Source organism: Mucilaginibacter rubeus, from assembly GCF_003286415.2.
Taxonomy (GTDB): Bacteria; Bacteroidota; Bacteroidia; order Sphingobacteriales; family Sphingobacteriaceae; genus Mucilaginibacter; species Mucilaginibacter rubeus_A.
Genome location: NZ_CP043450.1, coordinates 746,517 through 772,432, shown reverse-complemented (window position 1 = coordinate 772,432; position 25,916 = coordinate 746,517). Strand labels below are relative to the sequence as shown.

General features: G+C 42.7%; 17 protein-coding genes. 5 read left to right on the top strand and 12 right to left on the bottom strand.

What is annotated here, in order from left to right; translation table 11 throughout:
* Positions 1-226: 226 nt before the first annotated feature.
* From DEO27_RS03105 to DEO27_RS03075, 7 genes are read right to left on the bottom strand one after another with little or no spacing between them, the layout of a single operon-like run.
* Positions 227-1,036, bottom strand: coding sequence for a toll/interleukin-1 receptor domain-containing protein (locus tag DEO27_RS03105; protein WP_112569629.1), 810 nt, complete (start codon positions 1,034-1,036; stop codon positions 227-229).
* Between the two features lie 22 nt (positions 1,037-1,058).
* Complete coding sequence (locus DEO27_RS03100; RefSeq protein ID WP_112569628.1) at positions 1,059-3,305, bottom strand: hypothetical protein; 2,247 nt, start codon at positions 3,303-3,305, stop codon at positions 1,059-1,061.
* Between the two features lie 5 nt (positions 3,306-3,310).
* Complete coding sequence (locus tag DEO27_RS03095; RefSeq protein WP_149301862.1) at positions 3,311-3,916, bottom strand: hypothetical protein; 606 nt, start codon at positions 3,914-3,916, stop codon at positions 3,311-3,313.
* Positions 3,835-5,823, bottom strand: coding sequence for a hypothetical protein (locus DEO27_RS03090; RefSeq protein WP_112569624.1), 1,989 nt, complete (start codon positions 5,821-5,823; stop codon positions 3,835-3,837). Before DEO27_RS03090 ends, DEO27_RS03095 begins: the two co-directional genes overlap by 82 nt.
* A gap of 8 nt (positions 5,824-5,831) precedes the next feature.
* On the bottom strand, positions 5,832-7,205 hold the full coding sequence (locus DEO27_RS03085) for a DUF4407 domain-containing protein (RefSeq protein ID WP_112569622.1): 1,374 nt from the start codon (positions 7,203-7,205) through the stop codon (positions 5,832-5,834).
* The gene (locus DEO27_RS03080; protein WP_112569620.1) at positions 7,171-8,730 is read right to left on the bottom strand and encodes a hypothetical protein; all 1,560 of its coding nucleotides are present in this window, start codon (positions 8,728-8,730) and stop codon (positions 7,171-7,173) included. Before DEO27_RS03080 ends, DEO27_RS03085 begins: the two co-directional genes overlap by 35 nt.
* Positions 8,731-8,733: 3 nt before the next feature.
* Entirely contained in the window at positions 8,734-9,678 is a 945-nt protein-coding gene (locus tag DEO27_RS03075) for a caspase domain-containing protein (RefSeq protein WP_112569618.1), read from the bottom strand.
* Positions 9,679-9,842: 164 nt separating this feature from the next.
* Between DEO27_RS03075 and DEO27_RS03070 the strand changes: the two genes are divergently transcribed.
* From DEO27_RS03070 to DEO27_RS03055, 4 genes are all read left to right on the top strand, one after another.
* Positions 9,843-10,295: a hypothetical protein gene (locus DEO27_RS03070; RefSeq protein WP_112569616.1), complete on the top strand. Its 453-nt coding sequence runs from the start codon at positions 9,843-9,845 to the stop codon at positions 10,293-10,295.
* Between the two features lie 690 nt (positions 10,296-10,985).
* Positions 10,986-11,789, top strand: a complete 804-nt coding sequence (locus tag DEO27_RS03065; RefSeq protein WP_112569612.1) for a sensor histidine kinase — start codon at positions 10,986-10,988, stop codon at positions 11,787-11,789.
* Positions 11,786-12,478 carry a response regulator transcription factor gene (locus DEO27_RS03060; protein WP_112569610.1) on the top strand — a complete coding sequence of 231 codons (693 nt, stop codon included), beginning with the start codon at positions 11,786-11,788 and terminating at the stop codon, positions 12,476-12,478. The genes DEO27_RS03065 and DEO27_RS03060 overlap by 4 nt, the downstream gene beginning before the upstream one ends.
* Before the next feature lie 362 nt (positions 12,479-12,840).
* Positions 12,841-13,737, top strand: a complete 897-nt coding sequence (locus DEO27_RS03055; RefSeq protein WP_112570044.1) for an alpha/beta hydrolase — start codon at positions 12,841-12,843, stop codon at positions 13,735-13,737.
* 110 nt (positions 13,738-13,847) lie between these two features.
* Here DEO27_RS03055 and DEO27_RS03050 read toward each other — a convergent pair whose 3' ends face one another.
* Entirely contained in the window at positions 13,848-14,729 is an 882-nt protein-coding gene (locus DEO27_RS03050; RefSeq protein WP_112569608.1) for an inositol oxygenase family protein, read from the bottom strand.
* 206 nt (positions 14,730-14,935) lie between these two features.
* On the opposite strand from DEO27_RS03050, the gene DEO27_RS03045 reads away from it, so the two are divergent.
* Positions 14,936-15,967 (top strand): LacI family DNA-binding transcriptional regulator, encoded by a 1,032-nt coding sequence (locus DEO27_RS03045; RefSeq protein ID WP_112569606.1) that lies wholly within the window; start codon positions 14,936-14,938, stop codon positions 15,965-15,967.
* Here the strand turns inward: DEO27_RS03045 and DEO27_RS03040 are convergent.
* The 4 genes from DEO27_RS03040 to DEO27_RS03025 form a co-directional block, all read right to left on the bottom strand.
* Positions 15,964-18,258, bottom strand: coding sequence for a GH92 family glycosyl hydrolase (locus DEO27_RS03040; protein ID WP_223818150.1), 2,295 nt, complete (start codon positions 18,256-18,258; stop codon positions 15,964-15,966). The two genes, DEO27_RS03045 and DEO27_RS03040, sit on opposite strands and share 4 nt — an antisense overlap.
* A gap of 100 nt (positions 18,259-18,358) precedes the next feature.
* Positions 18,359-21,616 (bottom strand): GH92 family glycosyl hydrolase, encoded by a 3,258-nt coding sequence (locus tag DEO27_RS03035; RefSeq protein ID WP_146750000.1) that lies wholly within the window; start codon positions 21,614-21,616, stop codon positions 18,359-18,361.
* Positions 21,617-21,724: 108 nt separating this feature from the next.
* Positions 21,725-22,852: an acyltransferase family protein gene (locus tag DEO27_RS03030; protein WP_112569600.1), complete on the bottom strand. Its 1,128-nt coding sequence runs from the start codon at positions 22,850-22,852 to the stop codon at positions 21,725-21,727.
* A gap of 9 nt (positions 22,853-22,861) precedes the next feature.
* The gene (locus tag DEO27_RS03025) at positions 22,862-25,819 is read right to left on the bottom strand and encodes a beta-galactosidase (RefSeq protein ID WP_112569598.1); all 2,958 of its coding nucleotides are present in this window, start codon (positions 25,817-25,819) and stop codon (positions 22,862-22,864) included.
* Between the last annotated feature and the right edge of the window lie 97 nt (positions 25,820-25,916).

Sequence of the window (25,916 nt, the reverse complement as noted above, 5' to 3'; positions counted from 1 at the left end):
TTTTAACGCCGGGCTTTAAAATGCCTTGTTGTACTTACGTCAGAGTTGCCACAAACTGTAGACACTTACCTTCAGAACTGATTGAAACGGGTATTTTTTCGAAAATCCTGAAGGATAGCTAAAGTACAAGTAATAAATTAGCAGTTATAAAAAAGCAAAAGATTTGAAAACATACATCCAGCTATTGGCTTCGATGTAATAAAATATTTCAATCACAAAAAATCTGTTAAGGATATTTATTTGTTTTTTTATTTTGCTGCATAACGATAAGCTGCTCAGCAATTTTTTTGATAGTGTTGCTAAAGTATTCGTCGCTTATTGGGTAAACCCTATTTGATTTCAGGTTACTTAATACTGTTCCCAACTGTCTCTGAACATTTAACAGTTCCAGCCTACTGGTATCCCATAACTGCGAATTCATTCCTTTTTTGTGGCTCTCTGCTATCTTAGCCTCTATTTCATGTATTTTTTTCGTTATCTCCTCGTATGTATCGTCATGAAATTGATTATCTGTAAAGAATGTGTTTCTGCACACAGGTATAAAATGTTTATTGAGCAGCATTTCGGCATAATCCATCATCGACGCTTCGAAATTAACCCAATATGATTTAACGCTATGTTCGGATACCAGCCACATTACCGCGGTATTTTCCTTTGTCTGGTTTATGATAAAATCTTTGATCGACTGGCCAATGGTAACAATATTAACATCTATCCTGGTGCCTACTTTGTATTTGCCAAGTTCCTCCTGGATACGAAAAGCAAGGCGTTGGTCGGCATGATTATATGACAAAAATACTGATGCTTTTTCATCCCCATCGTCAGGAGACAATATCGGTTCGTTAATTAATGACGTTATTTTTTGGCTAATCCTTTCTTTATATTGATCAAATGTCAATTGTGAAATGAGGCCTTGTTCAAGCAGGCGTTTCTCATTCTGATAATCAAACCACACCAGCCTGGCGCTGTTTTTATGTTGCGCCAGGTCATGCAGGGTTTGTTCCAGCTTGGTTAAAGGGGTAATATTTGTTTCCATGGCTTTTTATAACTGCTCTGCTTTATATTTTTTCAACATCTTCTGTTTCGTCTGTTGGTGCTGTATCTGTTGCTGATATTTGGCTTGAAATATTATTGCTTTTATTGTCAAGCATCTTGTCAAATTTTTCTCCGCCAGAGTTATTTGAAAGCATAAAGGCCGATAAATTTTCGTCTTTTAGTAATTTGGTTAGCTGCTCTTTCTTTTTCTCGAGTAGTTTTACCTCATATGAATTTTCATCATCATCTGAAATTATCGCCTCGATAATTTTTCTGTCAGTCCGCCTTATCGCCTCTTGTAACTGCTCAATCTTTTCGATAATATGGCTTAAAGTTGTTCTGCTAAAAGTTTCCCCCACCTTATTGCTCAACTGTTCAACATCTATGATATCAATGATGAGCCCCAATTTGTCTCTTACGGTTTGGTCTGTATCAGCAGCAAACCTGCTAACAAGCTCATACATGCGTGCATCTGACAAAAGCGCTACATCTTTCACGTGTAACCGTATCAGGTTTTCTGTATGGATCCGTATCCTTTCGCCTACAGCGGCTTTTACCTGCTCGGCATCCGAGTAATTCCTGTTTGCAAACAACGACCACTTCAAAGGATCGACAGCTGTGACACTAAAAGTTACCTTATAATTAGCAGCGCCATTAAAACAATCGACAGGAACTTCTTGCAGGCCTGTTTGCAGCTGGTTTATCAGGTCAATAATATCTGACTCTTCCATCTGCGGCAGGATATCAACTTCGGGGTCGACGTTAAATTCAGAAACCAGTTTTGCGCGAATCCTGGCTTCAAGCGCAGGACCAACCTTATCGGTAAACCGGGTATAAAAATCGTCGGCCTGCGTATTCAACAATTCCTTCCTTACTTCCGGAATCAATACCTTTTTCATTTCTTTAGCAAAATCGGTATCAGGTGTTAGCGTGCTTTTCCAGGTAGGATGGTTCAGGCTGCTTATCTTTCCGCTAATGAGAACATTGAGCCTTACATTTTCATTCAAACTTGTTTGATAAGCCTGTTCATTTTTATCAAACTGAAAATTAAAATTCAATCGGGCATGATCTACCAGTTCGGCCGTAAGTAAGTACTCCACCTTATAGCCTATTTCACGGGCAACCGCATTTAAATCACTTTTAATACTATCGCCATAAACATTGATATTGGAAACCAGCTCCGCATACGAAACATGCGAAAGCATATTTTGAGCTATCTGCTGCAATTTTTCACGGATCCATCTTTCCAGATCAGTGATACGCCGGTTTTTAAACTTCTCGGCATTTTCCAGGTTAAGGATAACGGTATTACGCAACGGCACTCGTACGTTACGCAAGTCAACCTCAATCTCCATCTTTTCAAACTTAAACTCGGCGGGCAAAACCTCCAGGCTTTTAAGCACCAGTTCAACTGCGGTCCAACCAAGATTTTGCTTACTGAATTGTTCATTCCAGTAAGCCATCAGTGAGTTTCTAAACCTTGAATGCAGGTTGGCATTAAGGTCATTATAACTATAACTTTCACGAACAAAAGCCTGCAGCCACTGCTTTAGTAAACTGTTAAACGTATCTTTCTTTTTGTAACCCAGTTTCACCAATGTGGCCGGCGCCGCAGGATCAGGGGCCATGGTGACATTTATTTGCAGTTTCATAAGGTCATTATAATCCTTTGGCTGCACAGGTACATCTAACCAATCGGTAGAAAAGCTTCCGGGCAGAGGCTGATCCTCTTCGGCACCACTTACTTTCAGGTCGAATTTCAGGCCTATGGCACTACCCTGCTGAATAAGCGTACTTTTAAGGGTTGCTGCAAAGCTGTCAAAACGCTGAAATACATTTGTTACCTGGCTGGCTATTAACCCCTCTATCCAAACAGACAGCTTTTCCTGCAATATGGTTGTAGGGGTTTTACGCCGCGCAAGCGTTTCTACAAGTTTGGTTTCGGCATTCGGAATTGCGCTGATAGTAAAAGCAATATTAAATACCAATAAGCCATATTCAGGTGTGCTAACCTCATACTGCAATTTAAAACTCACCTTCGCGTCTGTGTCGATAAGATAATAGTCTGCGTTGCTGTTTGATTTAAACAGACCAAAAAGATTGCTCCATGAGGGGCGTTTTTCCTGCAGCGTTTCTGCTTTGCCCAATTTCGAATCATACTTAACAATTACCTGGTCAATAATGTCTGGTCGTTTTTCACCGGCCAATGCATTTTGTTTGCTGATAATATTGTCAAGATCTTTTATCTCATTTTTGCTTTTAATTTCCATGTTGTTTATTGATTTAAGGTTTTGAAATCAGTTGGGGGTAATTGAAATACAGGGTCACTTTGCAAATGCCGTAACAGCATGCGCAAACTTGTACGCCGCTTTTTGAGCGACTGCAGATAAGCCGATAATTTATTATCCTTCTTAGTAATCCGGCTGCTTATATCCTGGATCACCAGTGTATAATAACCGGTTTTTATCTGCCAAAAGCTTCTAATTTTTCGTAGTGTTTTTAGTTGGGATGATTGGGTCAGAAGCCTTACATAGGCTGTCCAAACAGGCATGAATGGCATTTCCGGCTGAATATCTGCCCCGGTATTTTTTGTAAGTAAATAGAACCAGGTTTCGAGGGCATCTGCCAATAATGATATAGCCGTATTATTAGGTTCATAAAAACGCGCCGAAACTACTAAGATCTCGTCTGTCTCCAATCCTTCCAGCAATAATACGCGGTTTTCAAACTGCTCTCTGTTGTACTGGTTTTCCATGATAAGACCCAGGTTTTTCAAAGAGTTTTCGCTGAGTAGCTGTGCTACCAATGCCACAAAGGTTTGTGGAAACTCATCTCCGTCCATTTTGTCCCACAGCTCATAGGTACCTGTACCTTTATGCATCCCAAAATATCGCTGAAAGCTGATTGCTGGCGCATAGCCTCGGCCTCCATACAATCACGAAGAGCATCATATGCAAAAAAGCGGTCGTCCCATGAATTATTACCTTCCAGTGTCTTCCTGAAATAATCCATCAGGTCCTCAGTAGAAAAGGTATCTGTCCCCTTAAATTTCTTATACAGATCGGAGGCTATAATTATTGCTATCCTGCGCGCATGGGGTTCATTTAACAATAACCGGAAAAACTCTTTGATAATTTCACGGTAGTCCGCATCATTCTCCGTAAGCAGTCCGTTAATAATGAGCGGTACCCGCTTAAGTAACATTTCTCCGAAAAATTTCTTATCATATAAATAGCTAAACAGGTCTTCATAGCTATCTATCTGCTCGGGCATTTCTTTTGAATATTCCTCCCACAAAGTGCACACTTCATTTTTCAGCCATTCGGCGCTATAGTTTTGTGTGTCCATACGGGCGGCCTTGGCAAATAAATTGATCAGCGACTTTTCCAGATCCTTACTCAGGTTAAGATTTGTAATTAACTTGGCATTTTCGAAGTTGCGGTAAACCCGGTAAAAAAAGGGATACCGTTCGTTTGTGATATAGGCTGACATGATATCTGCCAATCCCCGAAAAGCAAATTCTACCTGGTGGTTGCCATCCTTCCACACCGTTTTTATTGAACAGGCTGGAAGGTATTGGTCGGCATTTTTTTCCCACAACTGGCCTAAGGTTAATTTAGGTTCGGCAGTAACAGCCTGGTCTGTAGCTATATATTGCTGATTGACTTGTTCATATTTTAACAACTGGGTAACCAGTTCAGTAAAATCCCTGTAATGCAAACCGCTAAAAAACGAAGCGCAAAAAACAAGAAGTTTAGGGGTAAAGTCTGTTCCGTCAAGTATATTTATCAGGGCTTCTTTCCTTTGCCGTATTTCCTGCGCCGACTCCTCTATATGTTTATCAAGCTGCTCTTTTACATCTTCAGGATTTGCGTATGAACGTTTTACCAGCTCCCACCCAACAGCGTGTTCGCCGTATTTTTCTATTTTATCCTGTATTTGTTCAAAAGTTGCCTGCCCCCGTACACCAAACTTGCTGGTTAGCTCAAGTTTTACCACCGGTATATCCCAAAAAGCATAGGTTTGTTTCATCCAATGATCGCCGCCCGGAAATCTTTCAGACACGGTCGTTGTGGTTTGGATCTGGCATACAATATGCAGGTTTAGCCGCCTCAATTCGGGTAATTGAGTATTCATTACATACTGCGCGTTTTGCGTAAACTTTTGAAAAAAATCATACCGGTGAACAGGCATAATAATAACCACAGGATATGGCAATGGCCGTTCATTGATCCAAAAACCAAAGTCAAGGTCTTCGCCGGTATTGATGCGGATGATGAGGTTACCTCCCTCGTTTTCGGCATGCATCACCGTAGCCAGGCGTTGTAAGGCCCTAAACGACCAGTTTTCGGTGAAGGACCGAATAAACAGGATCCGTTTTTCCTTTAACTGCCTGATGATATTATTGGTATGGGTCCTTTCTTCCGGCCAATAATAATTGCTGTGCTCATCAACTTCGATATCATGACATGCAGAGTTAAGTTTCTCCCAAAGAGGAACAGCATTTGACCGCAACTTCCTGCTTTCAGAATTACTCGAAGTTTCTTTACTAACAATTTCCCCATTGCTTGCAGTTACTTTACCAGCCGGGCTCTCTTTACTTACTTCCTTGCTTTTATCATCGGTATTTCCTGTTGCGCTTGCTACTTCATTGGTGTTTATTGGCGCATTGCTAACCGGTGTCTCAGAATTTGACTGTAAACCTGCTACCTTTTGTGCAGATGCCGGCGTTTCCTCTTTTTCTAACGTTTTTTCGGTCACGGGTGTTTTTTCTTGATCCTGTTCCATTGTGATATTCAATTATCTGCAGTGGTTATTTTATGTTCCAGATAGCCGGATGGGTTTCTTTTCAATGCCTCCTCTTCCTGTTGCTGCCAGGCTACTACTATCTTTTTCGCAAGCGCCGCCTGTGCGGTAAGTATTTCACCCTTCACCTGTTCTTTTAGCTCCGAATCCAGTTCTGCTGCTTTGCCGGTATTCCGTACCGCCGCATTTGCCCTCACAATTTTTCCCTGCCTCGATTCTTCTATCGCGGCTTCTTCCTCATCAAGCGCCTGCTGTTCAAGTATGCTGAGCAGTGTATCATATTTACCCCGGTGCGAGCCCATCTTAACCAATACAGGGGCCAGTTCAAGCAGGAAAAAGAGGGTAGTAATTAGCAGATTGGCCGCAGCCATACCCGGATTATGTTCTTTAAGGTCGTCAAGAACGCTAAGCTGCCCGAGGATATCTTTACTCGCTATATCAACTTTTTGGGCCAATATGTTTTTCTTATGATTTAAGCTATCTTCCTGACTTTGTGCCGTGCCAAGTAATCTTATATTATTTTCCTGTAGCCGGTTAACAATAATTGATTGTTTCTTATCGTACTCCGCACCCCTGTCATCCCTTTGCTGTTTAAGCGACCGGCTGTTGTTATTCTGATTTTCAAGCGTCCTTCTAACACGACCAATTGCCGCTTCCAGCCCCGGCCTGCCGGGGGCTTCCTCGGGCGTGATACTCAACCGGCTCTGTAACCTGATCTTCTGTTGACGAAGTCCTTCGGCTTGGGCTAAACTTTCTTTATATGATTTATCCAAATCGGTATACACAGGATCAAGGTATCGGTTTCTGCTTTCCCTGATCGCGTTTTCCAGAGCCGTATTTGAATCTTTTGCTTCTCCTTTTACTTTGTCCACCAGTTGGCTTCTGTCAATTAAAGCTTTGTTCTGCAGTATTTCATTGTGGGCTGTAGTTGCCGCCTCTATCTGGTTCAGGAAGATCCTTACCTCAAGTGGTTTGCTGATAAGCACTGCAATAAAAAGGGCAAGTACGATACGTGGCGAAACCACCCAAATGTTCTGCAGCCAGTTATTTTCGCGGGTTTTACGCATGCTTACTACCATAAACCGGTCAAGGTTAAGGATAATGAGCCCCCAGAAAAGTGCCAGCGGCAGTGCGGTTGTCCATGTGCCAAATAAAGAATGAATGGCGTAATACGATGAAATGCATGCGGCTATAGAGGTACATAATATGGCTACACCTATACCGGCCTGCTTATCCTGCTCGGGTATCGGACAATGCAACAGCAATCCTTCGTCGGCTGCGGCAATAAACCACAAAAACGGAAAATACTTCTTTCGGAAATGAATAAACCTATTCTTCGGGGGTGTTTGATCTGGGTGGGGCATAGTTTATATTTTTTAAGATTTTGGTAAAAACATGAAACGGCCAGTTCATGATTGGCCTGAATGCGGCAGACATAGAAGCCACCGGAAATATTACCCAACGCCATGCTCCGTTATACTGAGCAGGTAAGCTGTGGTTGCTGCGTAATGATCTGATAAGCCCGGCAAGTTGCGAACCGGGGATAGCCGGCGATTCAACCCAGCGTATCCCCAACTGCACATCGATAGATGAAAGCGTGAGTGTTTTTATTTCAGGCCCAATAAAACGGGGCACAGGAACGGTTAAGGACATTACATTGTTATCCCCCCAACCGGTTAGTGTAACATAATCACAATCCTTAGTCACTGCAAAATGATGCTCAGTGATCACCGGCGAAATATCTACAGGGAGTAGCTGATCGGAGAAGGTAAGTTGCAGGCGCCTTGCAGCATTTGCTTTCCACCTCAGTTTGGCGGTTGTACCTATCATAGCCTTTCCGGTATCAAGCTCAAAGCTTTCAATATGGCAGCTTTTTATGGTCAGGCTTGAAGTAATTTCATCTTTTTCGGCAGTAAGGCCTACTAACGTATATATGCCGGTATCTGAAATGGCAGGCATACGGTATTTTTCAACCAAATGATCAACCGGATTATTTTGGGGCAGTAACCGTAACTGCTTTAAGCGGGAAGTATCCCAATTCAGAAAAAACTCCGGGTTTTCGCCGTCATTATTATCAGAAACATAGAACTTGTTAATATTAGCTATCATAATAGTCCTGGTGTCACTGGCATGACCGCCAAAATCGCCCTTGCCTATCAATTCAAGATGAAGGTCGTGATCACCGCTAACTACCAGGTTATAAGAGTTGCACCCCTTAAGGTCGATGTTGCCCGGGTTTAACCATAACCCGGTAGCATTTTCAGTTCTCCAGGTTAGGTTAATTGAAGATCCTGGTACCGCAGTTATTTTATTTGAATCAAGCGCTACTTTCACCGGCGGTGTACCCAACATGATCCTATCTGACGATATTTCTGCACCATTTCTTACCTGTAGCCGCAGATTGCAAATATCCTTCAGCGTTAGCTCAATAGTTTGGTCGGTCCAGCCATATCCGTCCTGCACAGCACCCTTAGCTACTTCTTCCTGCTGGCCGAGTAACAGACCGGTATATTCTGCCATAAGTTTCCACGATAAGCCATATTTGAACCGAAAAACAATACTAACAGGCTCCCCCTCTCTGATTTGTGTAGGCTTACAATCAAACAACAGTATCTGTGGTATATATAATCTAACTTGTTTTGATGCCTGAGCTTTCCTGAAAATACCGGATGCTACGAGGTTAAAAGTGCGTGTGTTTGTTAATGTGGTTGTGTATAAATTCCCATCCTGTGTTATGTCATCCAATTTTACCTCGCGGGCGTTTTCTGTATCCCAACTTAGCGTAACAAGCTCATTGGCCATTACCTCTTCCTTATCCGAAGTGAAAGCATGAATCACCGGGGTATCCATATTGGGCAAAAAACCCATCAATTTCTTTGGCTCGTTCATTGACTATAACTTGTCTTCTTTTATCAATTTCCAGTAGTGTTTTCCAAGGGTTGTGAGCCGGCAGCTTTTATTGCGCTGTGCCGCCCAATAAAGGTGCTCTTCTCCAACAGGTTCTACCAGATCCACGCTTCGCATTTGCTGTAAGTGTCCCAATATCTCCACATGAGCGGGAACGGCCACTTTTCTGTTTGTGAATTCGTAAGTTTTATCCAACTGAAATAAAGCGTCGGGCAGATCGAAGTAATCGGTAATATTTTTCAATACCTGTATCTCTACGCGCGGTACTACATTGCGCAGCGATTGAAAACGGCTGATATTAGTTTTGAAATGAGGCCGTTGTTCAAGAAAACCAAGAGAACGGTCAATGTAAGCATAGATACTGCCCGCTGTAATATTACCCGCAATATCGGCGGCAGCCCCCTCAAGCGCTGATAATAATAAAGATGTAAACAGGCCATGCCCGTTGCGTTCCATGGCGCTTTGCGTTTTACCTGCAGCCGCAAATATGGTAACGCCATCGGCAAGCAGGGCGTGTCCGTTTCCTGCTACATTGGGAATACCTAAAGCTCCGGCATGACAACAGTCAAGGATAATGATCTTTTGCTTTATTTTTGACCTGTTGGCAGCATCAAGCAATTCATCCATGCCAATTCCTTCATCCATCGGCCTGAAATCGGGGGTGATGATCATTCCGCCCCGCTCGGTTAGCGCGCCATGACCCGAAAAATAAAATAGTGCAGTATCAAGATCCGATTCAAAAAGCTTTTTTATCAATACACGAAGTTCAGTTCGGCTTGCGACATTCTTTTTTATATCACAATGAAAATTACGCGAACCATTGCCGTTGCTGCTTAGCATTTTACTAAGCGCAACCGCGTCATTAACGCAGCCGTGTAGAGCTAAATTTCCGGGGTATTCATTAATACCAACTAACAATGCTCCTTTCATATCATATTTATTAAATTAGGTCAGGTCCCTTTAGGCAAATCAAAAATACCTTGTCACTTGCTAAACAGAGGGAGGGGATTTTTCCTGTAAATCAGTCAGATACTTTTTTAGGCGCGAGCAAGCTTTTAGCTTAGCATCATTAAACCAAAAGCAACTTTCAAATCATGGAAAATCAAAAAACCCTAATCCCTCTTCCTCCTTTTTTTGTAGACAATGATGTTACAACCGGGCGGATAAATGAATTTGCATCAAAGAAAAACCTAATGCTAAGCCAGGCTATAGGTAAGCCAGATACAAAAAGCATCTGGTATTCGAAGGCCCACATAACCCAGCTGCTGGATGAAATAGAACGGGCCAATGGCGATGGGTTGCGCATGTACTTCGGCACCTACGAGTCAGGACACCGTTTTGAGGGCCAAACCTGTTTATTAATGTACGCTACCCGGGCAGTGCGGCAAGGTAGCCACACCATCCATAGTGATGTAATTCCGGAACACGAACACGATTTTGCCGACCGTAGTTCAATTGCGCGTGATTTTTCAGAGCAGGTTGACTCTGATCCCGAAAAAGAAAGAGGTTTTAATTTTGGATCGCCATGTCCTCCGCTTTGCGATTGAGGGTCAAGGTTTTGCCGGATTATACTTATATTGGCTTATGCACAAATTACTAAGTATTAACTACCTATACCTTGTCCCAATTTTGTTGAGTACCGTTGCCGGCATGAGATCTTTTATGCTGGCACGGTTAAAGCCCTACCGATTATTTGCAATATACCTTTTGATAACGATGGTTGTGGAGACGATGGCAATTCTTTGGAAATGGTACCTTTACCAAACCCCCTGGTGGAATCTTCCAAGGTCTAACATTTTTATCTATTGTGGATTTTTGCCTGTGAGGCTCGCTTTTTTGGTCCTGGTTTATAATTTATTCTTAAAAGATGTTAGGGTAAAAGCAATCATCAGATACCTGGGTATACTGTTTATCATATTCGGGATTCTTAACTATTTCTTTATTCAGGGACCTGACAATGTCAATACTTATACCCTTATATTAACTCACTTTACTGCTATAGCGCTTGCGCTGCTTTATTTTAACCAGGTTTTGCACGAGCCGAAAATCATGATACTAAGCCGCACGCCTATGGTGTGGATCTCCTTTGGTACACTGATTTATTATGCAGGTACACTGCCGTTTTTCCTCTTTCTTGATTACCTCAGCGGGAAACTGCCTGGGCTTGCCGTATCATTTTTGTATATTAATCATGGGCTGAACATAATTATGTATTCATTTTATTTAACTGCTTTTTTATGCAAACCACAATCTCAGCCGTAAGCACGCAAACTATTATCATATCTACAATATTGCTTTTGTTGTTTACAGCATCAATCATCTACTTTTTGTTTGTTTATCAGCAAAAGCGTTTTTTGCACAACAAGGAATTAGCCGAAATAAGGGAAGCCTTTAACCAGACATTACTTCAATCTAAATTAGAAATACAGGAACAAACCTTAGATCATATAGCCAAAGAGTTGCACGCTAATTTCAGTCATTTGGTTTCTCTCATAAATATCAACTTAGCCGAAATACTAACTTTTGTACCTGCCGAAGCGCGCGAAAATGTATCTGAAACAAAATCATTAGCAAAACAGCTTATGGCCGAGTTAAAGGCTCTTAGTGCAAGCCTTAACACGGATCATATTATGAAAATCGGGTTTATTGGCGCTTTGGAAAACGAACTGAAACGAATTAATAAAACGCAAAAATATCATCTGGTTTTTAGCAAATCCGGTAACGAGTACAGGTTGCGCCCTGAACATGAAATAATTCTTTACAGATTATGCCAGGAGGTGCTTAACAATATTGTTAAATATGCAAATGCTTCCTCCCTAATTGTGCTGCTTGATTACACTCCCGAATTATTTACGCTAAGCATATCAGATAATGGTACCGGCTTCGATGTAGCATCTGTTGAAGCAGGCATACCCGGAAAAGAAAGTACAGGCCTATTGAATATACGAAAACGGGCTAAACTCATTGATGCCGGTATAAAAGTAGAAAGCGAACCAGGAAAGGGAACCAAAATTATTATCCAAATAGCTCAGACAAAATGATTTCAGCACAAAAACCAATCATTAAACTTGCTATCGTGGATGATCATAATCTGTTCAGAAAAGGATTGATCAAACTTGTCCATCTTGGTGATACCGATGATCGGTATACGATACTTTTTGAAGCTGAAAACGGTATAGGCCTAAGGCAAAAATTGCGCAGAAAGGAGCTCCCGGACATTATACTTATGGATATTGCTATGCCCGGCATGGATGGCTATGAAACAGTAGACTGGCTGCAGAAATACTATTCTCAAATTAAAGTGTTGTTTATTTCGATGCTTGAAACCGAGGAGGCAGTATTACGAATGTTGCACCTGAAAGTCAAAGGCTTTTTATCAAAAGACATTGAAGTTGAAGATATGCACCTGGCGTTGGAAGCTATTGCCAATAATGGTTGCTATTATTCTAACTATTTTTCGGGGGTGGCGGCCGAACTGGCAAGTAAAACACCATTCAACCCGCATGACGGACGGAATTCTAAATATAATTCACTTAATATCTCTGAAAGGGAAAGAGAGTTTCTTAAGCACGCCTGTACAGACTTAACCTATCAGCAAATAGCAGACAAAATGAGCGTAAGCCACAAAACCGTTGATGGGTACAGGGAAGCATTATTTCAGAAATTCAACGTAAAAAACCGGGTTACCCTTGCATTATTTGCTGTGAAAAATGGTTATGCAGAATTTTGATATTCCAGAATTTCCCAATAACTAATTGCAGGTTTTGTCAGAATTCACGCTCAAAGCGTAAAATTTTTTCTGCATGCAAATCCTGACGACTATGAACGAACAATTAAGCCTAACTGAGATTAGCATAAACCTTTGCTAACTCATTAACGGATTGTTCTAAATGCCAGTTGTTCAAAGAATGAAAGCAAATCACAATTAAAAGAAAAAATGTAATCGCTCGCTATATTTTGCTCTTTTTTGCCATAATCAATTGACAATATTTGCAGCTGCCACAGATCGCCTTCCTAATCAATTTATTAACAAAATGTTGTTTCAGGCGTAATTTCATAGCAGGTACATTGGTTTTCAAAAATGTCCCCGCTATGAAATTTAAACTACTCGCTTATCTGTTGCTTTTTACAGCATACTTCGCAAACGCACAACAAAAGGTTATTCAGCTCTATAAAGGCAATGCACCCGGATCCGAAAACTGGACATGGCAGGAAGCGGTAAGTGAACATAATGCTGCTAATACCCGTAAGGTATATAATGTGGTACATCCATCACTTGGCATTTTCTTACCTGACCCGGCGATAGCTACCGGCACGGCGGTTGTTATCTGTCCCGGGGGAAGCTTTCAGACGCTATCCATCGATAATGAGGGAAACGAAGAAGCTAAATGGCTAAATGAACATGGCGTAGCTGCTTTTGTGCTTAAATATCGCGTAATCCATAGTCTTACTAACGATCCAGTAAGTGAGGTAACCGCCAACTATAAAACCCAAAGTTACCACGACAATGTAGTACAACTGTTTCCCCTGGCGCTTGCCGATGCCCGGTTGGCCATAAGTTATGTGCGTGAGCATGCTGCTGAATATAATTTGTCACCTTCAAAAATAGGTATTATGGGCTTTTCGGCAGGCGGTACGCTTGCGGCCGCGTCTGCTTATAAATACACCCCGGCAAACAAACCCGACTTTGTAGCGCTTCTGTACCCCTTCTTCCCTGCAGAACTACAATCGGAAATATTACCCGATGCTCCACCAATGTTTGTAACCGCCGCCGCCGATGACGAACTGGGCCTTGCACCGCACAGCGTTGATATCTATCAAAAATGGGTAGCCTCAAAACACATTGCCGAACTGCATATGTACACCAAAGGAGGCCATGGTTTTGGTATGCGTAAACAAAATTTACCTACTGATAAATGGATTGAACGCTTTGGCGAATGGATGGGCCTTGAAGGTTTCTTAAAACCTAACCCAATTGCTGTCAGGTAGAACACAGACGGCTGCCCAATTATAAGGTAAAAAGACAATTTCCGTTTAAAACAAAACAACCGCTGCAAATTATTGATCAGCAGCGGTTGTTTTGTATATTTTACTTTCTTTTAAAATTTCAATGTAGATGGCAAATACTTAGCCACAAGATCCTCATAATACGGCCTCAATTCTTTCCAGTTTGGAGGTACCGGGCTTTTTGAATAAAGATCATAAGGGTTAAACTGATTAACCGCCTTAAACAGCTGATGATCATGTGGGGTCATCAGATGGCTATAAGCGTTTTCGCGGTGTTGCGGATAAAAAGAATGGTAACGCAGCATGTATAAAGCCGGCTCAGGCAAGTATGGCTTCAGCATGTGATAAACATATTCATCGTGGCCCCAGGTCATGTGTACGTTATCTAAACCGCAATTGGGCTCATAAATACCGTATTTGGTATTATAACGCGGATCATGATGATCTTTGTTAAGATCAAAGTATTCGGAGAAAATGATCTTATCTGAGAACGCGCAGCCTACCGGATAGCTATCACCTACCACAGCCCATTGTGGTTCGCCGAAAAGGCATAATACTTTGCCCATATCGTGAAACAAACCGGTTAACACCATCCAATCCGGGCGACCGTCGGCACGAATAGCTTCAGAGGTTTGCAACAGGTGTTGAAGCTGGTCAAGATCGGTATCCGGATCTGAGTCATCAACCAGTTGGTTCAGGAAATCAAACGCATCCCAAACAGACATTTCTTTTTTATCAAACTTCAGATATTCCTCTTTTTTTTGCAGAACAAAATCATAAGTTTGGTTAATATGCTGTAAGCGGTAAAACTCCCTTACGCTGTCTTTTAAATTATTTTCATAATCGCGGTAAGCTTCGGTATCCCTGCCTGCGGCAATGGTATCGGCATCAGGATAACGGACTAACAGATCGTCTTCCCATTCATCTATTGAATTTAACGGACCTTGGTTTTGTGTGTTGCTAATCTGGCTCATAATTTGGTTGGTTTAAAGCAGCATTGTTGGACAATTCTGCTTATGTCTTCTATCAAATTTCCTGATTCCAAACATCAGTTTTACCAAATTTGGGATATTTATTTGCTTAATCGTTTAAGTCTCTGCGTGTTAAAACAAGACCTAAAATAATAGCTCAAGGCCTTTTTTCGTTATATTGCCGGGCTCAATTTAAATATCTCTTTACAATGACCTCCGGTAACAAAAGCGACAAGGTGAATATGAAAACACTGGCGGCAGAGCTTAAGCTCTCCACAGCTACTATTTCAAAAGCCCTGCGCGATAGTTATGACATTGGCCAGGAAACCAAACAAAGAGTTATGGAAGCGGCGCGGCGCTTAAATTATGTACCTAATGTTTACGCGAGCAGTCTCCGCCGGCAGAGCAGTAACACTATAGCTATCATCATTCCCGAAATTGCCGATAGTTTTTTTAGCCAGGCTATTAATGGTATTGAAAGTATCATTGCTCCCGAAAAATATCATTCCCTGATCTACCTTACACACGACGATTACCAACGCGAAGCATCTATGCTTAGTGACCTGGCCAGCGGTCGTGTAGATGGCGTGATCATGTCTGTTGCCAGTAACACGGAAGATACCTCTCACATAAAAACCTTACAGGAAACGGGGATCCCAATCGTTTTTTTCGACAGGGTATGTGAGGATGTAAACGCGGATAAAATTATAACTGACGATTTTAATAGCGCCTATATAGCTACCAGCCACTTATTGCAGTCAGGATGTAAAAACATCTCATTAATCACCATCAGCGGCTTTCCGAGCATTTTATCAGCCCGTGAGCAGGGTTACCGGAAAGCCTTGGCCGATAACGGAATCACGATTGAAGAAACAGGGATTGTAACCTGCTCAAATAAATATAATACTGAAAATGTTGGGATTATTAAAGAACATCTGAGCACCGCAATGCCCGATGGTATAGTAGCAACGGTTGAGCATTTAGCCACCTCAACCTACCTGGCCTGCGACGAGCTCAAGCTGAAGATCCCGGATGATGTTAAAGTGATCTGTTTCACCAACCAGATTACAGCAGCTATACTTAATCCGCCGCTAACCACCATTTTGCAACCGGCCTATGATATGGGAAAACAAGCGGCCGAAATACTTTTCGGCCGCTTGTCGGGAAGGATTATTACGACAGAACAAGAGCTGGTGATGCCTTCACAACTGATTGCAAGGGCATCTACATCGTCCAATTAATCTTTTTGAGGGATATTGGTCATGGTGAACGCTAAAGTACCTCCATGGCTGATCTGCTCATGTGATATGGTATGGTCTTTTATAGCTACTCCGTTAAAAGTAACTGACTTTACATATTTGTTTTGGGCTGACAGACCAGTAGCTTTAATCACCAGCTTATTTCCGTTTTGCAGGTTCATAGCTATGTACGGAAACTGAGGGGCGCCAATACTGTACAAGCCTGAAGCCGGCGTTACCGGGTAGAAACCCATGGTACTGAAAATATACCAGGCAGATGTTTGCCCGCAATCATCGTTACCGTTTATACCGATAGGCGCATTTCTGAAATTTTGCCACGAAGTATGTTGCCTTACCAGTTCCTGCGCTTTCCATGGCATGCCACAATAGTTAAACAGGTAAATGTAATGATGGCCCGGCTCGTTATCAGCCCTGTAATGTCCGTCATTAAAGTTGTGAGTTAGCTTGTCGGCAAAAGCTTTTTCGCCACCCATGAGAGCGATCATTCCCGGTACATCCTGCATAGCTCCAAAAGTATATGTCCATTTTGTACCTTCGGTAAAGCCACTATCAGATTGGGCCGACCAGCTTCCATCGGCATTTCGTGGAGCCATAAACCCGGTTGAGCTGTTGTAAACATTCTTATAGTTTTTGCTCCAGCCCATTAACTGGTTATAATCGCTTGTTTTACCTAAGGCTTTTGCAAGCTGGGCAACGCAGTAATCATCAATGCCATACTCAATGGTACGGGACACCGACTCTTTAGTTTTATCTACAGGGATGTAGCCTAATTTATGATAATTAGTCAGTCCTCCCCTTGCTTCAAAGCTTGTCCACAAGTCACGGTCGCCCCATTTTTTCTGAACATCACCATCAGGTGCCGCAAACGCGTCTTTGTGTAACGCTTCGTAAGCTAAAGCGATATTATAACCTCTAAAACCTTTAACATAAGCATCAGCAATTACAGCATCGGCATGAGTGCCTATCATGATATTGGTATAGGTTGGATTTGGCCACATTGGCATCCATCCGCCCTCCTGGTACATTTGCAGCAGTGATTTCACCATATCATTTACACGCTCGGGCTGAGTGAGGGTCAATAGCGGATGCAAGGCCCTGAAAGTATCCCACAGTGAATAATCATTGTAAGAAACGCCGTTGTGGATTTTATCATCAAAAGCGCTGTAATACCTGCCGTACTCTGAAAACTCCCTTGGGAAAAGCAGCGTGTGGAATAAAGCCGTATAAAAAATTGTTTTCTGCCCGTCGGTAATATCAGCTACTTGTACTTTCTTTAGCTGCTGCTGCCAGTTATCGCGGGTACTTTTAACCACTTTCTCAAAATCCCAATCAGGGATTTCCCGCTTAAGGTTGTGACGTGCCTGATCGATACTGATAAAAGATGTAGCTACAGTAACTTTTACTACAGTATTACCCGTTGTTTTAAATGACACATAAGCGCCCATGCGGGTACCAAACTGTTCTTTGCTTCTCTTTTTAATGGTTTGGTTATCCCAGGTGCCGTAGCTGCGAATAGGCTTATCAAACTTGATAATAAAATAACCTTTAAAGTTTTTCAATGGCGGGCCAAGCTGTGCCGATTGCCTGTCGGGATTATAACCGGTGATCTCGTTATTTACAGTATCAACGTGTACATATCCGCGCAGCTCCTTCATCCTCACCTTAAAGTCATTGGCCCAATCGGTAAGTGTAGGATTTAGGTTAATACCCTGAATGATCAAATGCGCCTGATCTGCCTTTGGGAAGGTAAAGCGGAACATACCGCAGGTATTGGACCCGGCTATTTCAGCCTTGATATTTGTGTTGGCAGCCGCTTTTAGCTTTACAGAATAATAATAAGGTTTTGCCACTTCATCCTTATGGTCAAACATGAGCTTGCGTTCTTCGGGTAGTACACGCAGGTTGCCAATTTGGGGCATTACAGATACATAGCCATAATCGCCCATCCAAACGGTTGGCTGGTGCGAAGCCATCAGGCCAATTACCGAGTTATCCTCGTAAGTATAACTCATTTTGCTCATCTTATTCTCACCGGTTTGAGCAACAAAATTGGTCATAGCAAACGGCACGTTAACGCAGGGCATGGTACCACCGCCGTCAAGTCCTTTAGCAAAACCGGTAGCGGCCGTGCCGATGAGCGGGTTAACATAGTCAACCTCGTCCTTTTTTACTTTAGTAGTTTTTTGCTGGGCGTTTGCTGCAACAGTCACTAACGAAAGCAGCATCAAGGGGTATACCTTCCGTTTTAATTTCGGACAAATGTTTAAGATCATTTCAGATAGATTTTTAGGCTTGTTTAAACAGGCTTGGCAAATCTCTAATTTTTCAGATCATATTTGTGATATGCCCGATATTTTTTTCAGCAATATTCCGCTATTGCCTAATCGATGCATTTTCTGAAGATACAATGCCTTTTATATCATCTGCCGACAAAGCCTCCCTGAAAACCATCACCTTGTTGATATAACCATGAAACACCCGCTCTGACGGAAATTCCTCATTTCGGCTCAGGGTCCACTTGTTATTTACCGACAGATCTGCGGTTACATCTAATTCAGAAGTGCCGGCTAAAACACCATCAATATAAACATACAGCATTTTGCCCGTACATACACCGGCTATATGATGCCAGTGCTGCTGCCAGTCGGCAGGCAGGTTTACCGTGCAATCGCCCCTGCCCCATCCTCCTGCAAAAAAGGTGAGCGTTTTACTATCGGTCATCTGCAAAACATGATTATCGCCCTTGGTGATGATATCTGTTAAGCCTTTCTCTTTTTCCATTGGGTATACCCAGCCCATCATACTAATAGTTTCGCCCATCCTATCTAAAACCGGGGCATTAGGTACCTCTACATAAGTATTATCGCCAAACAGAAGTTTATCCTTACTATCGGGCGTAGCTGAAATAATGTGCCCATCATTATGAAAACCTGAGCTATCGGCTACCATTTTCCCGGAGGATATTGATGCAAAATCCAGCAGTAGGGATTCCATGGCGTTTTCATAAACCTTATACCTAACCCGCGGATGATCATAAACTACCAGGCGATTAAAGCCTTTTGTCAATGCCTTGATATTATGAGCGATAGTTTTGACTTCGCCTGCTTTAAGTTTAATGCTATCGGTAAAAACGATAAGGTCATTCAATTTGACCGGGATGTTAAAACCGTGCTCAAGCCCACCGATATTTTTTATGGTATATTTTACTTCCTGAATGTCATTTAGTTTAATCATCGGCTTTACGTCCAGTGCGAGTACTTTGCACAAAGCTTCCTGTGGCTTCACAGGCAGCTTTACATTAACCGTAAATGGAGCCATGTTATCCAGTTTCAATGTTGTTTTTCCAGCCGGATAAAGCCTGAAATTGATAGAATCCTGAACAGTTTGCCCAGTTTCAACCAGGCAATTTTTGTAAGCGTAAGGCGCTCCGTTAACCAATAACTTTACCGTCTTAATTCCCCTGCTGCCTGTATTCTTGAGCTTAAAACTTACAACAAGTGGCTCATCAGGAGTTACAGTCTTTTTATTCACCGAATAACCAACGATGCTGAAAGCCGTGTTTTTTTGCGTGGCTGATAGTTCAATAGGATCTTTATCTGCCGGCCAGTTCGCGGGCTCCTTACCCATATCAAAGTTCATTGATCCCCCACTTGCCAGTACCGAATGTGGCAGAATTAATTGCTGCGATGTTTTACCATTCACCTGCAACGATTGCACGTAGTTGTTTTTTGCAGATGAATTACTACTGCCGATGACAAATTGTTTACCGTTTGGTAAATGAAGCGTTACAGACTTGAACAATGGAGCGCCGATGGCATAAAGTGGTCTTCCCGGACACGCCGGATAAATACCCATCGCACTGAAAACATACCAGCTGGATGTTGAACCAAGGTCATCATTGCCAGGTAAACCGCCGGGTGTAGCGCTGAACCTGTTGAGCATAATATCCCTTAGCCATTTTTGTGTTAGCTGTGGCTTACCGGCCTGGTTAAACAGATAAGGCAGATGAAACACCGTTTCGTTATCAAACAGGATAACGTTATTGCTCAGAGCAGAATCAAGCCGCGCAGCAAACTGTACATTACCGCCCATCATATTGATGAGGTCTTTTCCGTTTTGCGGAACAAAGTATGAATACACCCATTTATCGCCCTCTTTATACCCCGATGTACCCGGCTGGAGTTTAAACTCGCCGCCATTGCGCGGAAGCATAAACAATTCATCTTTATTTAAAAGGGCGCGATAATTAAAACCCCGGTTTGATGATAATTGAAATGTATGTTTATCCCCAATCACTTTGTCCGCAAATTGCGACAAGGCCCAATCATCATAAGCATACTCAACCGTACGGGTAACCGATTCCGGCTTGGTAAAGGGTACATAACCCTTTTCGTGATATACTTCCATATCCGATTGAACGAATGGCCCATCCACCAGGTCTTTTTTCATCGCCTGATAAGCAAGTGCCTTATCAAAACCGGTGATACCTTTCAAATAGGAATCAACAATAATTGGGGTGGCGTGATTGCCCGTCATACTTTCGGTTGGCAGGTGGCCGCTTTGTTTATAAACATCCAGCATGGACAGGATCACATCCTGTTGTTTTTGAGGATAAAGCAAGGTAAGCAAAGGATGCAGCGATCGGAATGTATCCCAGGGAGAAAAGCCGCCATACTGGTTTTGTCCGCTCTTTTGATGGATCAGGCCATCGTTGCCACGATAGTTACCATCAACATCATCAATTACCCAGGGCAATAACAGCGAATGATACAACGCTGTATAAAACACCGTTTTATGCGGTTCACTATCGTCAGTTATATGAACAACAGATAATAGTTTAGCCCATTCCTTAGCAGTTTTCGCCCGCAGCTCCTCAAAACTAAGGTTTCCGATTTCCTGATCGATATTGCGTTGTGCGCCGGAATAACCAACCGATGATTTACTCAACTGTAAAGTAATCACTGCTGCGCGCCCCTGGGCATTAGAAAAGCCAAATAACCAGCCGCCTTTAACTTCCTTTTTGTAGATGTATGCTTCGCTAAAGTTTATAACAACATTAGCCCCCGAAATATGGAGTACTTTATTTGATACAGCCTGAATTTCGCCTGCGTTCCCGATAAAAACTTGCGGGCTATCATTACCTTTAAAAGTAAAACGAAACATCCCTGTTCTTACAGTAGCCGTTGCTTCTGCGGTGATTGGCTGACCATCAAAACTTACCTTATAATAACCCGGCCCGGCAGCTTCATTTTTATGAGAAAAGCGGATGCTTGATTTACCGGCCTCGAAAGTTGTTGCGCTATTCCATGGCATGATAAAAAGGTGACCAGATGATCCCTCGGGAAAACCGCTCATATGCCCAAGGCAACTGAAATAATAAATTGAACTATCAATGTAATTATAACCTCTCGCTCCTGCAACCCTCGTTTCCGGGCTTAGTTGTACGCTACCTGACGGCGCAACCGCACCGGGATAACAGCCGCCATTGTTACCCCATTTAGTGAGCACATTGCTTACCGTTGTACCAACAAAGGGATCAACATAACGCAGATGGTTTGTTTGTTGGGCATGGAGGTTGGAACCCAATAGTATAGAGACTAAGACGAAAACGATACGGAATGATCTATTCAATTTAATTATGATTTTTGTAGAGACGCATCACATGCGTCTTCTGCATCCGATAATATGACGTTGACTTGGTTGGTTGGAGACGCATGTGATGCGTCTCTACGAGCATAACTATATTTTTATATAAATCTTCTTTTTATCAAGCACCCAGGCCACCAGCCAACAAAGCATCATATAACAAAGTGCAAATACCAGTGTGCCAAAAGCACCGGGGAATATCTTTTGATAAAATACCTGGTTTATCCAATCGTAAAAGCTTAGCTGTGGCTTTACCCAGATGGTTTGAAAAACGGTAAGCAGCAACTCTGATAACAGGTATATGGCTAATGAATTTCGTCCAAAAACCAGGAAGAAGTTAGTACCGCTTTTTATCTTTTTTATTTCGATGGCAAATACCATGAAACCTAACAATAAAAGGTCGATACCGATGGTCAGTAGCGTGAACGAGCTTGTCCATAGTTTTTTGGCTACGGGGAAAAACTGCGCCCAGAATAAGGAAACAGCAATAAGCAAAACGCCGCACATGAATAACCGCGCAACCGATTCGTAATTTTTCCCTTTACGCTGAATGAACGCTCCGGCCAGGAAGCCGCCTATTACGTTCACAATGGCTGTCATAGTGCTGAGTAAGCCTTCAGGGTCAAAAGCTATCGGGCCGCCCTTATCGTGATACAAATGGTCGTTACCTAAAATCGATATATCCAGGCGTGTGCCGGCGTTGCCCAGCATGGTATACTCTTTGCCCGGTTCGCCGCAAAATATCAGGAAAGCCCAATAACCCAATAAAAGCGCAATGGATATAATAATAGCAGTTCGTTGTGAACAATAATGCACTATCAAAGCACCAAAAAAGTAACACAACGCTATACGTTGTAACACCCCCATGATACGGGTATGGTTTAGCGGGTTAAACACCCAACTACCCGCCTCACGATGGAAAAACGGGAACCAATACATCAGGTAGCCCAGCAGGAAAATAATAACCGTGCGTTTAAATATCTTGCCTATAAAAGCGGCATCGGTTTCAAACTTCTTTTTAGAAAAACTAAGCGCGTTACCTACAGCGAACAGGAACGACGGAAAAACCAGATCGGTAGGTGTAAAACCTATCCAGGGCGCGTGATCAAGCGGCGACCATACGTTTGCCCCCGAACCGGGGGCATTAACGATGATCATGAAGCAAATGGTCATACCACGGAAAACATCAAGTGCAGTAAATCTTTCGGTTGTTGTAGCCATGTGCTGTTATTAATTAAGGGGTATTGAATATTCTTTAATTGACCGGCCCGCGGCTTCTTCGGCCGCGATCCGTGTTTTATTGATACCATTGCCGTCTTCATCATAAACCACCACCTGGTTTAACCCGGGTTTAAGCCAGCATTCGGGGATATAAAGGCCTTTCATATCCAGTTTTTCGGGGTACCGGCCCAGGTTATGACCGTTAATCCAAACAGAGCCATGGCCTAAACCTTCAGGGTCAAAACGCCAGATGAAGGTGTTTCCATTTGATGGTGGTAAACTGAATGTTGTACGATAAAAGACCGGCGCGTTTTTCATTTGTTTAGCAGCATCGGCCATTGTCCAACCCTGAGCAGCCAACGCGTCGCCGGGGCCTCCCTTCAGTTGCCAGTTGGTTACCGCTGTGGCATCACCAATGGCGTTGATTTTTACAGGCTGATCGATACCACCTTCGTTTGAATAATTCTCGATAAAGACCGTAAGATCAACCGGATGTTTTAATATTTCGGCATCGGTAATATTAACTTCAAAAGGCTGGTTCCAGCCATCGTGATGTGCTACCTGTTTGCCATTGATAAATACAGTGGCGTTTTCATCAACGCTTTTAAACAGCAACTGTATTTTAGCAGTACCTGCAGACTGCTGCGGAATGGTGGCGTGGAACCATGCGTAACCCTCTTTCAGGTTAAAAACATCATTGCCTATTTTATATTTTTTGTACACCGATGTATCAAATGCCGGCGGCCCTTGTTTTACATCATCTTTTTTGCTGGCCTTGGCAAAATACCAGTCGCCAAGTTCAGAAATAAACGGCCCTCCCTTTTTGATAAACGCCTTGCCGAAAAGCCCTTTGCTATCCACCTCATCTATTGGCCCAAGGTAGGCAGCCAGTTTGTCGCGCCCGTCATGTGCCGCGAAAACGGCTAACGTATGTTTCCCTTTTGTTAGATTAAGGGTTAGCTCATTATCATTCAGCTTCCACTTAGCGGCAGGTTTACCATCAATAAAGGCTTGTCCCCTGCCACCGCCTTTTACTTGTAAGGTATATTTTCCGTTGGATGGGATATTTAGCGTAGCCCTGTACCAGGCATCAGCGGTTACATCAGCGTCCGCACCCATAGGTTGCGGATCGGTTGATTTGAGCCAGCCGCTTGTATTAACATTGGTTGCAGCGTTTGTAGCCGCGGTTTTAAATTGCCAGTTAGATAGGCTGATAGTTTGCTGTTGGTTACTCTTTTGCCCATCAATGCTGAAAGCAATCCCTTTACTATCAGTATATAGTATCGCTTTCTGAACTGCATTTTGCGCCAAAGGAGTCTCCGTGGTTAATTTAAACTGCTCATTTTTTATAGATGCATCACCAACATAATTCAGCCCCGTGATAATGTAGTTTTTGCCGTCCGTTTCGGTGATCCATGTTTTATCAGTCAAAGTGCGGTTCATTGCTACAATCCGAATGGTTCGTGAACCTGCGTTGAAAGTATATTCAATAGGCTTTTCGACGGTTGCAACCATTGACTCATTAATTAACACGCTATTATTGTCAATTTTTACAGAACCCGATGCTGATGACGCTTTAACTTTAGTATCGAAACGAAGCAACAACGGATCGCCGGCTTCAGCATCAACAACTATCGTTGTGGTGTTAGCCTGTTTAACAATAGCAAATACACGGGTGAGCACCCAATCGAGGGTTGCATCCTCATTAAGTTTATAATTATGTACTAAAGGATAAATTTCTTTAGGCTGCAGGTTGATCTTTTTACCAGCAAACAGATCTTCGCTGCCTTTGATATTTAATGATGTGCTTACTTTAGCTATCCCCGGATTATCCAGGAATATTAGATCACCAGCTGGACTTGTGCGGGCGGATACTTTTATAGCAGTATCAGCCGCGATGCCTTTATAATTGTCCGACGCATTGGTACTATTCTCCAATACATCCTGAAAACTACGCGAAAACCAGGCGGCACGTTTAAAGGTATAATAGATAGGCCGTAAATCACCCGCCTGACCGATACCTGTGCCATAATCGTACGAAGCGGCATCCTCATCATTATTGGTATAACCAAAGTTTGAACCGCCGTGTGCCATGTAGTAATTATAACCGTTACCTCCATGAGCGATAATTTTCCAGGTACGCCTGTCATAAAGTTCAGCATCACCCGGCTTAGCACCGTATTGAGAATACCAAACGGCCCAAAACTCGGTAGAGAACCATGGGTTTGGACGTTTATCATCGTCAAGTTTTCCATCGCCGGCCGGGTCGCTGGCATGATGTAAGCCGCTGAAAAAATATGGAACCTGCATACCCATATTCAAAGCTTTTGCCTGCAGATGTTTAAAATAACCATCGGGCATTATAGTTCCCCAACCGTTGGGATGCTCGTTCTCCAACTGAACCAATATCACAGCGCCGCCTTTATTGATTTGCCTTTGGAATACTACCGGCAAAAGATGATCAAAAAAGCGATCTACATATTGCTCAAAAGGCTTATTGTCCTCCCGTACCCTCAGGCCTTTTTTAAACTTAAGCCATATAGGGTAGCCGCCGTTATCCCACTCGGCACAATAATATGGGCCAACACGCACAATAGCATATAGGCCAAGTTGCTTTACAATATCCAGGAATTTACCCAAATCACGGTCGCCGGTAAAATTGAATTTACCCTCTCGCTCTTCATGAAAATTCCAAATGGTATAGATTTCGATACAATTAAAACCTGCCCGTTTGATCCTCAACAGTCTATCGTACCAAAGTTCGTGTGGTATACGGGCATACTCCAACCCGGCCGACGCTATGAACGTACGTTTACCGTTTACCAAAAAGCCTTTACTGTCAAAATCAATAAAAGGTTTGGCAATTGCAGAAGCCGGGAAAATATGATCGTTAGATCCCTGGCTGTGCGCTGTGGTAAAACCGGTTATTAGTAAAATGGATGTTAATATAGTGTAGCGTAGTCTCATGATTTTTTACAATCCTGTCGTTCAGTAAAACTAAAAAAGGCGTCATTGCGAGGTACGAAGCAATCCCCGATTAGCCGGGCCGTCCTGTATAGTTCGC